Origin of the sequence: Bradyrhizobium genosp. A, assembly GCF_049949275.1 — a bacterium.
GTDB lineage: Bacteria > Pseudomonadota > Alphaproteobacteria > Rhizobiales > Xanthobacteraceae > Bradyrhizobium.
The window spans coordinates 579,894-593,388 of the sequence record NZ_CP188196.1 but is presented as its reverse complement, the minus strand read 5'-3'; the positions used below and the strand labels follow the sequence as shown (position 1 = coordinate 593,388).

At 65.3% G+C, this 13,495-nt stretch carries 10 protein-coding genes; 5 read left to right on the top strand and 5 right to left on the bottom strand.

What is annotated here, in order from left to right:
* Positions 1–106 precede the first annotated feature (106 nt).
* Positions 107–2,164, top strand: coding sequence for an AsmA family protein (locus ACP2YP_RS02725; RefSeq protein ID WP_426422109.1), 2,058 nt, complete (start codon positions 107–109; stop codon positions 2,162–2,164).
* 265 nt (positions 2,165–2,429) lie between these two features.
* Entirely contained in the window at positions 2,430–4,877 is a 2,448-nt protein-coding gene (locus tag ACP2YP_RS02720) for an adenylate/guanylate cyclase domain-containing protein (RefSeq protein ID WP_426422108.1), read from the top strand.
* 134 nt (positions 4,878–5,011) lie between these two features.
* Here the strand turns inward: ACP2YP_RS02720 and ACP2YP_RS02715 are convergent, their stop codons facing one another.
* The 4 genes from ACP2YP_RS02715 to ACP2YP_RS02700 form a co-directional block, all read right to left on the bottom strand.
* Positions 5,012–5,203, bottom strand: coding sequence for an AbrB/MazE/SpoVT family DNA-binding domain-containing protein (locus tag ACP2YP_RS02715; protein ID WP_426422107.1), 192 nt, complete (start codon positions 5,201–5,203; stop codon positions 5,012–5,014).
* Positions 5,204–5,315: 112 nt separating this feature from the next.
* Positions 5,316–5,513: a hypothetical protein gene (locus tag ACP2YP_RS02710; RefSeq protein WP_426422106.1), complete on the bottom strand. Its 198-nt coding sequence runs from the start codon at positions 5,511–5,513 to the stop codon at positions 5,316–5,318.
* A 223-nt stretch (positions 5,514–5,736) separates the two neighbouring features.
* Positions 5,737–7,008: a Spy/CpxP family protein refolding chaperone gene (locus ACP2YP_RS02705; protein WP_426422105.1), complete on the bottom strand. Its 1,272-nt coding sequence runs from the start codon at positions 7,006–7,008 to the stop codon at positions 5,737–5,739.
* Positions 7,009–7,326: 318 nt separating this feature from the next.
* Entirely contained in the window at positions 7,327–8,325 is a 999-nt protein-coding gene (locus tag ACP2YP_RS02700; protein ID WP_426422104.1) for a LysM peptidoglycan-binding domain-containing protein, read from the bottom strand.
* A 165-nt stretch (positions 8,326–8,490) separates the two neighbouring features.
* Here ACP2YP_RS02700 and ACP2YP_RS02695 point away from each other — a divergent pair, with 165 nt between their 5' ends.
* The 3 genes from ACP2YP_RS02695 (at position 8,491) to ACP2YP_RS02685 (ending at position 12,502) form a co-directional block, all read left to right on the top strand.
* On the top strand, positions 8,491–9,183 hold the full coding sequence (locus ACP2YP_RS02695) for a hypothetical protein (protein ID WP_426422103.1): 693 nt from the start codon (positions 8,491–8,493) through the stop codon (positions 9,181–9,183).
* Positions 9,184–9,410: 227 nt separating this feature from the next.
* Positions 9,411–12,074, top strand: coding sequence for a bifunctional diguanylate cyclase/phosphodiesterase (locus tag ACP2YP_RS02690; RefSeq protein ID WP_426422102.1), 2,664 nt, complete (start codon positions 9,411–9,413; stop codon positions 12,072–12,074).
* A 167-nt stretch (positions 12,075–12,241) separates the two neighbouring features.
* Positions 12,242–12,502 carry a hypothetical protein gene (locus ACP2YP_RS02685; protein WP_035971930.1) on the top strand — a complete coding sequence of 87 codons (261 nt, stop codon included), beginning with the start codon at positions 12,242–12,244 and terminating at the stop codon, positions 12,500–12,502.
* A 19-nt stretch (positions 12,503–12,521) separates the two neighbouring features.
* Here ACP2YP_RS02685 and ACP2YP_RS02680 read toward each other — a convergent pair whose 3' ends face one another.
* On the bottom strand, positions 12,522–13,412 hold the full coding sequence (locus ACP2YP_RS02680; protein ID WP_426422101.1) for a LysR family transcriptional regulator: 891 nt from the start codon (positions 13,410–13,412) through the stop codon (positions 12,522–12,524).
* Positions 13,413–13,495: the final 83 nt, after the last annotated feature.

Genomic DNA, 13,495 nt, shown 5'->3' with positions numbered 1-13,495 from the left:
TATTTTTAGTCGCTTGGAGCGGCTTCCCGTCCCGGGATAAACTCGGGCGTGAAGGACGGGCAATCTGCCGGATTCGACGCCGCTCGTCCGTCGTTGGAAAGTCGACATGAGAGCAGTGAAATTCGCCGGCGCAGCTTTGGCTGCAATCATCGTCGTGATCGCACTCCTGCTGGTGATCGGGATCCCTTCGGGCTTCCTGACCGCGACGATCGCCTCGCGCGTCGAGCAGGCGAGCGGCTATCGCCTGTCGATCGACGGCACCGCCAAGATCAGCCTGTGGCCGACGCTGAACGTCACGCTGAACGACCTCACGCTCCAGGACCCCAAGGACCGCAGCGGCATCACCCGCCTGACGATCGACAGCGTGCAGGCCGACATGTCGCTCGCAAGCGTGTGGTCCGGCCGCCCTGACATCAGCGAGATCGTCGTCACCCATCCCGTGATGTACCAGCCGCTGCTGCGTGAGCGTCTGCCCAACGCCGATGCGTCGCCGAAGCCGCTCGCGCTCGACATGGATGGCGCGAGCGTCGACCGCGTCAAGATCACCAACGGCGAAGTCGCATTTTCGCGCGTGCGCGATCGCATCGATGGCCGCATCAGCGCCATCAATGCCGACGCGATCATGGGCCGCGACCGCAAGGTCAATATCGCCGGCACCGCGCGCGTTGGCGAGCACCCGACCAAGTTCGACATCAAGGCGACCACATCGACGCCGCCGGTCGAGCGGCAGACCATGCCGGTGGATTTCGCCATCGACATGCCCGACGTGCTGAAGTCTCAGCTCGCCGGCCATGCCGAGCTGCGGCTCAACGGCGCGGTCGTGATGATCAATGGCGTCAACGGCACGCTCGGCGATGGCGCCTTCAACGGCTGGGCCTCGGTCGACATTGCGAGCAAGCCGCTGGTGAAGCTCGATCTCGACTTCCAGCGGCTCGCGATCCCGCTGGCGAAATCGTCTGATGGCGCGACCGGACAGCCCTGGAGCGATGCGCCGATCGACGTGTCCGGGCTCAACTATGTCGACGCGCAGATCAGGATCTCCGCGAACGAAGCCGTCATCGGCGACGCCCGTCTTGCGCCTGTGGCGCTCGATGCAAAACTCGCCGGCGGCATATTGAAGGCGGGAACGGCGAATCTCGGCGCCTTTGGCGGCCAGGTCTCGGGCGAGGTGATCCTGGATGCGACCAGCGGCGCGCCGAGCTTTGCGATGCACTCCGACCTCGTCGGCGTGCGCGCGCTGCCGCTGCTGCAGGGCCTTGCCGAATTCGACCGGATCGACGGCAAGCTGCAAGCCAAGCTCGCGCTGCGCAGCGCCGGCACCAGCCAGCGCGCGCTGATGGCGAACATGCAGGGCACGGCCTTCGTCAGTTTCCAGGACGGCGCCATCCGCGGCATCAATATTGCGCAGATGATCCGCTCGCTGACGTCGGGCACGCTGTCGGGCTGGCAGGATAGCCAAGAGCAGAGCACCGACCTGTCGCAGCTCTCGGCGTCCTTCCGCATCGACAAGGGCCAGGCGGTAACGACCGATCTCAATCTGATCGGGCCGCTGGTGCGCGTCACCGGCGCGGGCACCATTGCGCTCGACACCAAGATGATGGGTTTTCGCGTCGAGCCGAAACTGGTGATGACGACCGAAGGTCAGGGCCGCGCCTCCGATCCCGTCGGTTTCGGCATTCCCGTGATGATCACCGGCGCGTGGTCGCAGCCGCGGATCTATCCTGACATGGCCGGCGTGCTCGACAATCCGGATGCGGCCTATGCCAAGCTGCGCGAGATGGGCAAGGGCCTGTTCGGTCCCGATGGCGCCGGGCTCGGCAACATCCTGAACAGTTTTGGCCTCGGCGGCGCCGCCGCACCGGGTGGCGGCAACGCCGCCGGCACTGCCAATCCGCAGACGCAGCAGCAGGGGCAAGGACAGGGACAAGCACAAGGGCAGAACAATCTGCTCGGCGGCCAGCTGGGCGAGGCGATCGGCAATCTGATCCAGCAGGGGCTCTCAAGCGGCGCCGGAAACGGCACCGGCCGAAGCCGCAGCCTGCCCGGCGCGTCGACCACACCGGCACCCCAGGCTTCGCCGACCCCTCCGGCCCAGGACCCGCCTGAGGCGCAGCAGGACAGCCAGCCGATGAACGACGTGATGCGGCAGCTGTTTAACCGGTGATTGGCGGACCAAGAGGGCGAACTCCGCGTGCAGCCTTGCACCGCCTCGTCACACAGCTCTTCCTCCGAAAGGAGGAGACGGCCGGCCGGCTGCGACAATTCACCGCCCTGCAGCCGTCCCGGCATTCCCCGGCGGGTAACCACACCCGCCCTTGACTGGCTCCTTGCTAGTCCCTTGCCGGTCCAAAAGCCCAAATTGTGGTAGAAGGCCCATGGGCCTGTACGGCCCATAGCGCCGGCGCCGGTCGCGGCGCAAGAGGATCCGGATGGCAGGAGCGAAAGACAAGACCTGGTTTCTGCGCGAGGGCCTGTTCGCCAAATATGTCGTCTCCCTCGTCGGCCTCGTCGTGTTCGTGCTCGCCGTCAACGGCGCGATGGAGACCTGGATCTCCTATCGCGCCATCAAGACCTCGCTGACCGATGGGCTCGAGGACAAGGCGCAAGGAGCCGCCCGCCGCATCGAGCAATCGGTCTCCGAGCTCGAGCGCCAGATCAGCTGGGTGACGACGGCAAGCCGGGACACGCTCGAGAAACGTCGCGCCGACTACGCCCAGCTGCTGCAGCATGTCGCGGTCGTCTCCCAGCTGTTCCAGCTCAACGGCGACGGCCGCGAGGTGCTGCGCGTCTCGCGCCAGGCGACCACGACCGGCAGCAATGCCGACCTCTCCCGCGACATGCGCTTCACCGACACGGTCGCCCGTGGCGTCAGCTACTCGGCCGTCAATTTCGTCGATGAGAAGCCGGTGATGTCGATCTCGGTGGCGCATTCCGGCTTCAATGCCGGCGTCACCGTCGCCGACATTGATCTCAGCTTCGTCTCCGACTTCCTGTCCGATGCCCAGGTCGGCAAGGCGGCGTTTGCCTATGTGGTCGACGCACGCGGCCGTGTGCTGGCGACCTCGTCGAAGGGACCGGATGTCGGCAAGGATCTGTCGAAACTGCCGCAGGTCGCGGCTGCGATCGCACCCGGCCGCGAGCCCGATACGTCAGGCACCGACTTCAACGGCCATGCGGTGCTATCAGCCGCGAGCACGGTGCCGAAGCTCGGCTGGAGCGTGTTGTTCGAGCAGCCGACCGTGCAGGCGCTGACGCCGATCCGCGACCAGCTCGTGCGCATCGCGCTGCTGATCGGCATGGGCCTGCTGGTCGCGATCCTCGCCGGCACGCTGCTCGCGCGCCGCATGATCATCCCGATCACGGCGCTGCGCGACGGCGCGCACAAGCTCGGCGAGGGCGACTTCAGCCACCGCATCGACGTGCACACCTCCGACGAGCTGGAAGAGCTCGCCGGCCAGTTCAACCGCATGGCCGGCCAGCTCCAGGAGACCTATTCGGATCTCGAGACAAAGGTCGACGCGCGCACCCGCGATCTCGCGCAGTCGATCAACGAGCTGAAGGTGCTGGAAGAGGTCGGCCGCGCGGTCGCGTCCTCGCTCGACCTCAATGCCGTGCTGCCGACCATCGCCGCCCGCGCGCTGGAGATCAGCCACGCCGATGCAGTGGTGATCTACGGCTATGATGCCGAACGACATCGCTTCAACCTGGTCGAGGCCGACGGCATCGACAAATCGGCTGACGGCGCCCATGTCACGATCGACGAAGGCGAGAACATTTTGAGCGATGCCGCACATCGTGGCGAGCCGATCGCGATTGCCGATCTCGATCGCGCCGCCGCGCAGCCGCTGCGCGACGTCGCGGTCAATGCCGGCTTCCACGCGGTGCTGGTGGTGCCGCTGGTCGACCAGCAGGGCACGCTCGGCTCACTGGTGGTGCTGCGCCGTGCCAGCGGCGCGTTCGAAGGCAGCCTCACCGGCCTGATGCGCACCTTCGCCAACCAGGCGGTGCTGGCGATGCGCAATGCGCGTCTGTTCACCGAGGTCGACCATAAGAGCCACGCCTTGGAGACGGCGAACGAGACCGTGCGCGCCCAGGCCGACAAGCTGCGCGAGCAGACCGAGCAGCTCAAGAACTGGAACAAGTCGCTTGAGGAACGCGTCGAGACCCAGCTCGGCGAGATCGAGCGCATCCGCAAGCTCGAGCGTTTCCTGGCGCCGCAGGTGGCGCAGCTGATCGCCTCCTCCGACAGCCCCGAGGGACTGCTCACCAGCCAGCGCCGCGAAGTGACTGTGGTGTTCTGCGACCTGCGCGGCTTCACCGCCTTCACGGAAGCGACCGAGCCGGAAGAGGCGATGAACGTGCTGCGCGAATATCACGCCGCGCTCGGCAAGCTGATCTTCAAATATGAGGGCACGCTCGACAAATATGCCGGCGACGGCGTGATGATTTTGTTCAATGCGCCGATCCAGTTCGCGGACCATACCGAGCGCGCCGTGAAGATGGCGGTGGAGATGCGCGACACCATCGGCCCGCTGACCGAGCGCTGGCGCAACCGCGGGCACAGCCTCGGCTTCGGCATCGGCATTGCGCTCGGCTATGCCACGCTCGGCCAGGTCGGCTTCGAGCAGCGGCTGGAATATGCCGCGATCGGCAGCGTCACCAACCTCGCCTCCCGCCTCTGCGGCGAGGCCCTGGCCAACCAGATCGTGGTGAGCCGCCGCGTCTACGGCATCGTCGAACCTTTCGTCGAGGCGCGCGCACTCGACGACCTCCACCTCAAGGGGTTCAATCACCCGGTGCTGGCGATGGAGATTTTGTCCTGGCGCGAGGACGAGGAGAGCGTCGTTGACACCTCGGCGGCGCGGCGGAGAGGGTGACCTCGAACACAAAAGTCGAAAACAACCCCATGCACAGTAGACGGGGGCTGTGGGATCAATGGGTTACGCGGGCGCTAGGGCCAAGGGCGATCAGCGCCGTTTGACACGTCGGGCAAAACACCGGCATGATGGCATCATCGGGTATTGGGCCGGAGGTCGTCCTGCTCTTTACTGATCCGAACTTCGGCACGAATACCTGTAGCCTCGGTTGCGGCGACAATTTCGAGTTCGTCCCCGTCCTTGAGAGCAAGCTGGTTGATCAGCTCTTGGGGTAGCTCGACTGCCAAATCATCATTCCATTTGAAGACTTTCAAGACGACTACCACGCACCTGCTCCTCGTGCCGAGATCGCTTCAGCTTGTTCGACCGAGCAATCATGCTGTTCTCTCGTCGCGCTTTCCGAGTGGAGATGCAACTTCATCGTCGAATGTGCTGTGACTACGATTTGACCTGAACCGATGCTTCTTTTTGCTCGGGATCACCCACACCGGCCGATGGCATACCGTTTAGCGCCTTCGGCCGTCGTAGTTGGGCGGCACGAAAAAACGCCTCGGTTGCCTCCGGTATATCGGAGGTATCGACTTCGTGCTCCAAGGAATCTTCCAGCTCGGCCAGGCGCTCTTTTGAGATAGGCATTCAAATGGTTTCTGCGGCGTAGAATGATCGCTCGTCAGCGCAGAGATATAGACTACAAGTTTGCCCCAATAAGACGCGTTGTGGCAAGCTGAGAAGGGAGCGGCAAAGCGCAAACGATCTTATTTCTGGAAGACCCAAGTCCAATCATGACCCAAAGCAAGCGATCCAAGAAAAAGAAGTCCGCTTGATAGCAGCGGGACCGCTTAGCAACTCTGATTGCCACTCACGTCCCGCGCTTCGGTCCGATCGCCTCGAACCCTGCCCTTTGCTCGTCGCTCAGATCCGCCTCGAAATCATCGAGCGCATCGGCGACGCCCTTGACCGCCTGCTGCATCGTCTGCAACCGCGTCTTCACGGCGGCGAGACGGGCCTGCGGTGTGGCGGCTGCTTTGGTCGGGCAAGGACTGAGCGTCTCCATGGTGCGCAACGTGGTGTCCTGGAGCACGTCGAGCCGGGCGCGGCCGGTGTCGTCGAGCTTGAGCGTGGAAGCGATGTCGGCCGCGGGCCATTGCTGCTGCACGAGCTGCTCGTATTGACGCTGCGCCTGCACATCGTAGCGGGGATCGTTGTTCGGATCGCAGGCTGAGGCCGCCTGCGCGTCCTTGTGCTGAGCCGATGCGAGCGCGGCGCGGCGTTCGTTGGCCAGCGAATCGAGCTTTGCTTTCTGGGTGTCATCGAGAAGCTCGACGAATTTTGCAAGCGGCGCCACGAGCGCGTCCGTGGCCTTGATCATTGCATCGAGGCGAGCCTGCATCACGCCAAGGCGCTCCGCTGCCGTCATCGGCGCCTGCGCCGGGCACGAGGCGCGGATGGTATCGCGCGCGGCAGCCCAGGCGGCGCTGAGATCGTCGAGCGCGGTGCGCTGCATCTCGTTCGGCTGCACCGCGGCGGCGATGCGATCGACCGGCAAGCCGCCGGTGTCGCTGCCATCGCAGACCGCCTCCACCGACGGAACTCGTCGCGCATGACGGCCCTGCGGCGCGGTGTAGGCGGCGAGCTCCGGGGCCGCATAGGGCGCGAAGATCGCCGCATAGATATCGCCATAGCCATAGAGCGAGAGGCTGGTCGTATCGCCGAAGATCACCGCGGTGGTGAGATCGTCATGCGCGAACGGCCAGAACACGGGACCGATCCAGCCATAGCTGCCGTCGGGATGCCGCCACCAGCCCTGCGGACGGCGGCCGCCGTGCCAACCGGACAGTGCGGCACCGGCGGTCAGCGCAGCGCGCAAAACGTAGGGATTGGCGGGCTGGCCACGCTCGGCACCGCGAGGGTCCTGCGATCTCAACGCGGCGTCTCGGGTGCGGCCGCTTCGCACCGCCATCCGCGCGTGGCGCAACCGCGTCAGGCCGATGACATGGCCGACGGCGAAGCGCGCAACGCCGAGCGGCCCGCCGCGCAATCCGAACTGCGCTTCCGCTTGGTTCGGCAACAGCACTGTCAGAATCGCGAGCACCGCGCCAGCCAGCGCCAGTCCCATGCGGGGTCTCGACATGACAACTGAGCCGACCACTGAGCCAACCACTTTTTGGCCCTCCTCCAGCGCCAAGCGCACATCGCGTCGCATGGAGAAGACGCGCCGGGGAACCAAATGTTCCGCGGCGACACGGTCAAAGCGTCGCAGAGTGGTGAAGTGTCGTCGCCGCAAGCGCCGCGCTTTACCTCGCCCCGCTTGCGGGGAGAGGTCGGATTACATCGCAGATGTAATCCGGGTGAGGGGGTACAGGTCTCTCGACGATCTCATTCGCGGAGAGAGCCCCTCACCCCGGCCCTCTCCCCGTAAGAACGGGGCGAGGGAGAAAGACAAGCCGCCTCACTGCGCCTTTTGCGGCAGCACGACGGTCTGCCCGGGATAGATCAGGTTGGGATTGTGGATCTTTTCGCGATTGGCGTTGAAGATCACCGCGTAGCGGTTGCCGTCGCCGTAAGCGAGACGGCTCAATGCCCAGAGGCTGTCGCCGCGGGAGATCACCCGGCTGCCGCCGGCCTCCGCAGGCGTCGTGTTGAAGACCTCCGCGGGCGAGGCCGATGCGACCGTCGCACCCGCCGCCGGCACCCGCGCCATGGCTCTGGGCTTGGGCGTGCCCATCAGTCTCGGCCGCGCCGCGGACGTCGCGGCCAGGCGCGGCGACGGCAGCGATGCGACGATGTCCGATTTGTCATCGGGCTTTTCAGCCGGCTTCGCTGCCGCCGCGACGCGCGCGGGCGGCGGCGCGGCTTCGGCGATCGTCACCGGCATGGTCCGGCTGGATTGCATGATGGTGCCATCCGGCGCCTTGGCGCGCAGCGTCAGCTCGTAGCTGCCGGCGGGAAGCTTTGGCGGGGTCATCACGAACTGGCCCGACGCATCGGCGACCACGCTGTCGAGCGGCTGGCCATCACGCAGCAGCTCGACCTTCGCACCCGGTGCGGCCTGGCCGGCGATCACCGCGGCCTCGCCATGATCGTCGACGCGGGCGACGTCGAAACGGGGACCGGTGTCCGCAACGGGCGGCTGCGGCTTGGCCGGCGCGATATCGGCCAGCGCCGTGACCTGCTTCTGCGTCTCGGCCAAGGCGCCCGCCTTCGGCGCATCGACCGGTGCACGCGGCGCGGACGGCGCAACCGCGGCGAGCTTCGGTTCGTCAGCCTTCGGCTCTGTCTTGGGGTCGACTTTGGGTTCGACTTTGGCCCCAGGCTTGGCGGCGAGCGCGACCTCGGTGCTCGTGCCGCCCGGCAGCAGGCGGCGCAGCTCGGTCGGGCCGATCGCCAGCACGGTGCCGACCACCGCGAGCAGGCAGAATGCAATGAAGGCCTTGGATGCGGTGATCATCAGTCCTCAAACCCTAATCGAAACTCTGGGTCGCAAAATCAACCCCGGCAAATTGCGCCGTTTTGGCTACGGCGGCAAGACAGTCGATGGGATGAACCGACACGCCCCCCTCGGCGTCAAATGAGCGAGACCGCACCGCGGCAATTTCTTTTAAGGACTTTCATCGTGACCGCATTCTGCCGCGCCGCGCCATGGCTGGCGCTTGCCCTGACGCTCGCCGCCGCCCCCGCGCTCGCCGCCTCCGGCCCGCCGCCGGGGTTCGCCCTCACCGACAATGCCGATCTCGCCTTCACCTCGCCCGACGGCGCCACCAAGCTCGAGCAGTACATGAAGGACGGCGGCAATTGGGACGTCAAATGGCAGGCCTGGGCGCGGCACGGCGACCAGATGACGGAGCTGAAGCCGGAGCAGGGCTATGGCGCCGGCTTCCGCTTCACCAGCGACTCGCAATGGCTGGTGCGGATGCAGAAGACCGGCTCGGGCGAGCAGGACCTGTTTCTCTACCATGTCGAGAACGGCGCCTTCGTCAGCGCCACCAGGAAATCGCTCAGCGACCTCGCCTGGGCCTACTTCCACAACCGGCCCGACACGAAGAGGATGAAGCTCGACTGCCACATCTCGGCCAATCTCGTGAAGGGCACCGAGGATGCCTATCGCTGGCTCGGCGTCGACTGGCCCAACAACCGCTACCTCTTGATCTCGCTGTCGGGCGAAATGGACAAGCATCCGAAGAACGTCGCCGTGAAGGGGCTGGCCGACTGGAAATGCCGTTATGACCTCAAGACCGGCAAGTTCGACGTGCCGGCGATGTTCGCCAAGGGCAACGCGGAAGCGCTGAACTGGGAGATCAAGCGGTAAGAGAAGTTTCGTAGGGTGGGTTAGCCGAAGGCGTAACCCACCATTGTTGGTCTCCGCGGAAGCAGAAGAGGTGGATTACGCTACGCTAATCCACCCTACGGCGCCCACGGTCCCGCGCGCGAGAGGGACCAACTCCCTGATTCCGTTCCGATTCACATTTCCCTAACCCTCGCTGGTAACGCGGTGTTGTCGGTTTTGCTGCATCTTGCATCCCACGGGAGGACGGGATGGGCGCATCAATTCGATGGACCGCGCGACTGCGCGCGCTGCTTCGCCAATGGCGGGGTGCGCCGCTGACGTGGCTGATCGTCGGCGGCTTCGTGCTGATGGCCGCGATGGCCATCGGCACCGGGCTCACCGTCGACCGCTTCCGCCAGAATGCGATCGAGAGCGGCCGCGACAGCCTGGAAAGCTCCGTCCGTCTGCTCGCCCGCCATTTCGACCGCGAATTCGAGGATTTTGCGGTGCTCCAGAAGAGCATGATCGCGGAACTCGAAGGCCATGGCATCGATTCCGCCGACGTGTTCCGCAGCGAGATGGCGACGCTCGCCATGCACGAGGTGCTGCGCACCAAGGCCAGCGGCTGGTCCGACGTTGCCGGCGCCAACGTGTTCGATTCCAACGGCGTGCTGATCAACTCGTCGAAGCGCTGGCCCGTCGCCGACATCTCGGTGTCCGATCGCGGCTATTTCAACCGGCTCAAGAACGATCCGGCCTCGCAGGAAGAAATCGAGGTCGTGCCCGGCCGGCTCGACAGTGGCCCGGCGATCGTGTTCGCGCGGCGCGTATCGGGCCCGCATGGCGAATTCCTCGGCCTGGTGTCGCGGGCGATTACGCCGGAGCAGCTTGAATCCTTCTTTGCCTCGACCGGGCTCGGCGAGGACTCCTCGATCGCGATGCACCACCAGAACGGCCAGCTGCTGGCGCGCGTTCCGCATGTCGACGCCATGATCGGGCAGAACTACCGCACCGGCTCGCCCGAGCAGAAGGCCGTGTTCGAGCGCAGCTTCGTCACGACCGAACTCACCAGCCCGATGGACGGCAAGGACCGGATCGTCGCCTCGCGCATGCTGACCGGCGAGCCGCTGGTCGTGGTCGCCACCAGATCGCTGGATGCGACGCTCGCCACCTGGCGCACCCAGACCAAATTCTTCGTCACTGTCGCCGTGCTGTCGATCGGCCTGCTCGTGCTCACGCTGTTCCTGATCTTCCGGCAGGTGACGCACCGCGTCTCGCTGGAGAAACAGCGGCTCGACACCGCGATGAACACGATGACCCAGGGCTTGCTCATGTTCGACCAGGACGAGCGGCTCATCGTCTGCAACCGCCGCTACATCGACATGTACGGGCTCTCGACCGCGGTGGTGAAACCCGGCGCCTATTTCCGCGACGTGATCCAGCATCGCGCCGACACCGGCTCGTTCGACGGCGACGTCGATTCCTATTGCGACGACATCCTGAACAGCGTCGGACGGATCCAGAGCAACATCGTCGAGACCTCCGACGGCCGCCTGATCGAGATCAAGAACCAGCCCGGCGCGGCCGGCGGCTGGCTCGCCACCCATGACGACGTCACCGAGCGCATCCGCGCCGACGAGCGCATCGCGCATATGGCGCATTACGACGCGCTGACCGACCTGCCTAACCGCGTCCTGATGCGCGGCCATCTCGAACGGCGCGTGGCGGAGCTTGCCCACGGCAAGCCGTTTGCGATCCTCTATATCGACGTCGACGAGTTCAAGGGCGTCAACGATTCGCTGGGACACGAGGTCGGCGACGAATTGCTGCGCCAGGTCGCCAGCCGCCTGCGCGCCTGCGTCAGCGGCAACGATCTCGTGGCGCGGCTTGGCGGCGACGAGTTCGCCATTGTCAAGGCCGGGACCTGCGACCACGCCGAGCTGACGACGCTCGCCGAACAGATCCTGAAATCGCTGCGTACGCCGGTGGACTGCAAGGGCCAGGAGATCGCGACCGATGCAAGCATCGGCATCGCAATCGCGCCCGATCACGGCGACAATCTCGACGACCTGCTCAAGCGCGCCGATCTCGCAATGTATGCGGCGAAATCGGAGGGCCGCGGCACCTTCCGCATCTTCGTGAGCGAATACGACGCCAAGGCCAGGCTGCGCCGCCAGCTCGAGCTCGATTTGCGCCAGGCACTCGCCCGTGGCGAGTTCGAGGTGCACTATCAGCCGCTGGTCGATCTGTCCGCCAATGTCGTCACCGGCTGCGAGGCGCTGCTCAGGTGGCACCATCCCGAGCGCGGCATGGTCTCGCCCGCGGACTTCATTCCGGTCGCTGAGGACACCGGCCTGATCGGCGAGATCGGCGAATGGGTGCTGAAGCAGGCCTGCACCGAGGCGGCAAGCTGGCCCGGCGACATCCACATCGCGGTCAACGTCTCGCCGGTGCAGTTCCGATCCAAGACGCTGGCGCTGAAGGTGGCCGCCGCGCTCGCCGAGTCAGGCCTGGCGCCAGGACGGCTCGAGCTCGAGATCACCGAAACCGTGCTGATCCGCGACGACGAGGAGGCGCTGACCGTCCTGCAGCAGCTGCGCGAGCTCGGCGTGCGCATCGCGCTCGACGATTTCGGCACCGGCTATTCGTCGCTGAGCTATCTGCACCGCTTCCCCTTCGACAAGATCAAGATCGACCGCAGCTTCATCAGCGATATCGGCCAGTCTGAGGATTCCTCGCCGATCGTGCAGGCCGTGGTGCACATGGCCGCCGCCCGCCACATGGCGACGACGGCGGAAGGCGTCGAGACCGAGGCCCAGCGCGACGTACTGCGGCAGCTCGGATGCAGCCAGATGCAAGGCTGGCTGTTCAGCCCGGCGGTGCCGCCGGCAAAGCTGAAGCAATTGCTGTCGAAGCAGGCGGAAGCGGCTTAAGCCGCGCGCATAGGCGGGATCCGGACATCCAAAGCGCTGCGCGCGACGACCGAGGCAAGCGCGGTCATGCCGGGATGCTCGTTCAGGGTCCGCTCAGACAGGTGCTGTTACGTTCGTCTCGAACTTCTGCATCTTGTATTCGCGCGGCGTTTCCATATCTCATCGGCATGATGAAGCTCACACTCGTCCAGGACCAGGCGATCCAGGCACTGACGGCAGGCGCCGTCGGCGCCGAGACGTTCGATCGCCTTTTTGCAGGCATCCGTTTCGACAAGCTCGACGGTACGATGCTCTACGCCTTCGCCAAGGACGAGGAGATCGCGTCCGACATCGAGGATGGCTATTCGATCTATATCGCCGCCGTCGCATCGCGTGTGTTGAAGCGACAGGTCGATGTCGTCGTCGTGATGCCAAAGGTTCTGCAATAGGCGTATCAATATCCTTGGCTCAGTCGATGAAGGCCGCAAGCTCTTCGGGTGTTCCGGAGGGAAACGCCTCCTTGAGACAGTCGAGGAAGGCGGATACGCGCGCACTCAGCAGTCGGCGGGATGGATAGAGCGTCCAGAGAGCGATCTCGGGTCCATCGACATCACCCCAGTGCACGAGCTTGCCCGCTGCCAGGTCGTGACTCACCAGCGAGACAGGAAGCCGGGCGGCGCCGACGCCTGCCCGGACCGCATCGCGGACCATGATGAGCGACGACAGGCGAAGCACTGGTTCGGCCGCGATCCGCAGGTTTCCACCCGGCGCGACCACATCCCAGCTGGACGTCGGATCACCCGTTTCGCGCACCACGGCTGGAACGGCACGACCGCCGGCAGGCAGACCCAGGCTCGGGCTCGCCACGACCACCAGCCGATCGCGCAGAAAGATTCGTCCGACAAGACTTTCGTCCGGATCCGGATTGACGCGGATCACCAGGTCATAACCCTCTTCGATCATGTCGACGGCACGATCTTCCGTCGTGACCTCAAGCCGGACCTCCGGATATTTCAGCGCGAAATTTGCGGCCAGCTTTCCCATCGCGGTTTGCGAGAAGAGGAGCGGCGCGCTGATCCGCAGCCTGCCGCGCGGCCTGTCGCCGCCCGAAGCGATTGCGGCTGCGGTCTCGTCGAGCTCGGCGAGCAACGTCCCTGTCCGCTCATACAGCGCCCGCCCTTCCTGGGTGAGTCTCAGGACGCGCGCTCCGCGCTCGAACAGGCGCAAATCCAGGCTGCTCTCCAGGTCAGAGACCCGGCGGGACAGCGTCGCTTTCGGCCGGCCGGTGGCCCGCGCGGCCCGTCCAAACCCTCCGTGACGGGCGACCAGATTGAAATCGGCAAGCGCAAGCAGGTCCATTCGTTCCACCAGTGAGACGCTATGTCTAGATATACCGTCTATCGGGCCGAATTTGGATCACTAATTTGCGGGGGTGCCTCTTA

Bases quoted from the DNA above. Each gene is read 5' to 3' on its own strand.
- ACP2YP_RS02725 (WP_426422109.1), top strand. From the start codon at position 107: ATGAGAGCAGTGAAATTCGCCGGCGCAGCTTTGGCTGCAATCATCGTC.
- ACP2YP_RS02720 (WP_426422108.1), top strand. From the start codon at position 2,430: ATGGCAGGAGCGAAAGACAAGACCTGGTTTCTGCGCGAGGGCCTGTTC.
- ACP2YP_RS02710 (WP_426422106.1), bottom strand. From the start codon at position 5,513: ATGCCTATCTCAAAAGAGCGCCTGGCCGAGCTGGAAGATTCCTTGGAG.
- ACP2YP_RS02705 (WP_426422105.1), bottom strand. From the start codon at position 7,008: ATGTCGAGACCCCGCATGGGACTGGCGCTGGCTGGCGCGGTGCTCGCG.
- ACP2YP_RS02700 (WP_426422104.1), bottom strand. From the start codon at position 8,325: ATGATCACCGCATCCAAGGCCTTCATTGCATTCTGCCTGCTCGCGGTG.
- ACP2YP_RS02690 (WP_426422102.1), top strand. From the start codon at position 9,411: ATGGGCGCATCAATTCGATGGACCGCGCGACTGCGCGCGCTGCTTCGC.
- ACP2YP_RS02685 (WP_035971930.1), top strand. From the start codon at position 12,242: ATGATGAAGCTCACACTCGTCCAGGACCAGGCGATCCAGGCACTGACG.
- ACP2YP_RS02680 (WP_426422101.1), bottom strand. From the start codon at position 13,412: ATGGACCTGCTTGCGCTTGCCGATTTCAATCTGGTCGCCCGTCACGGA.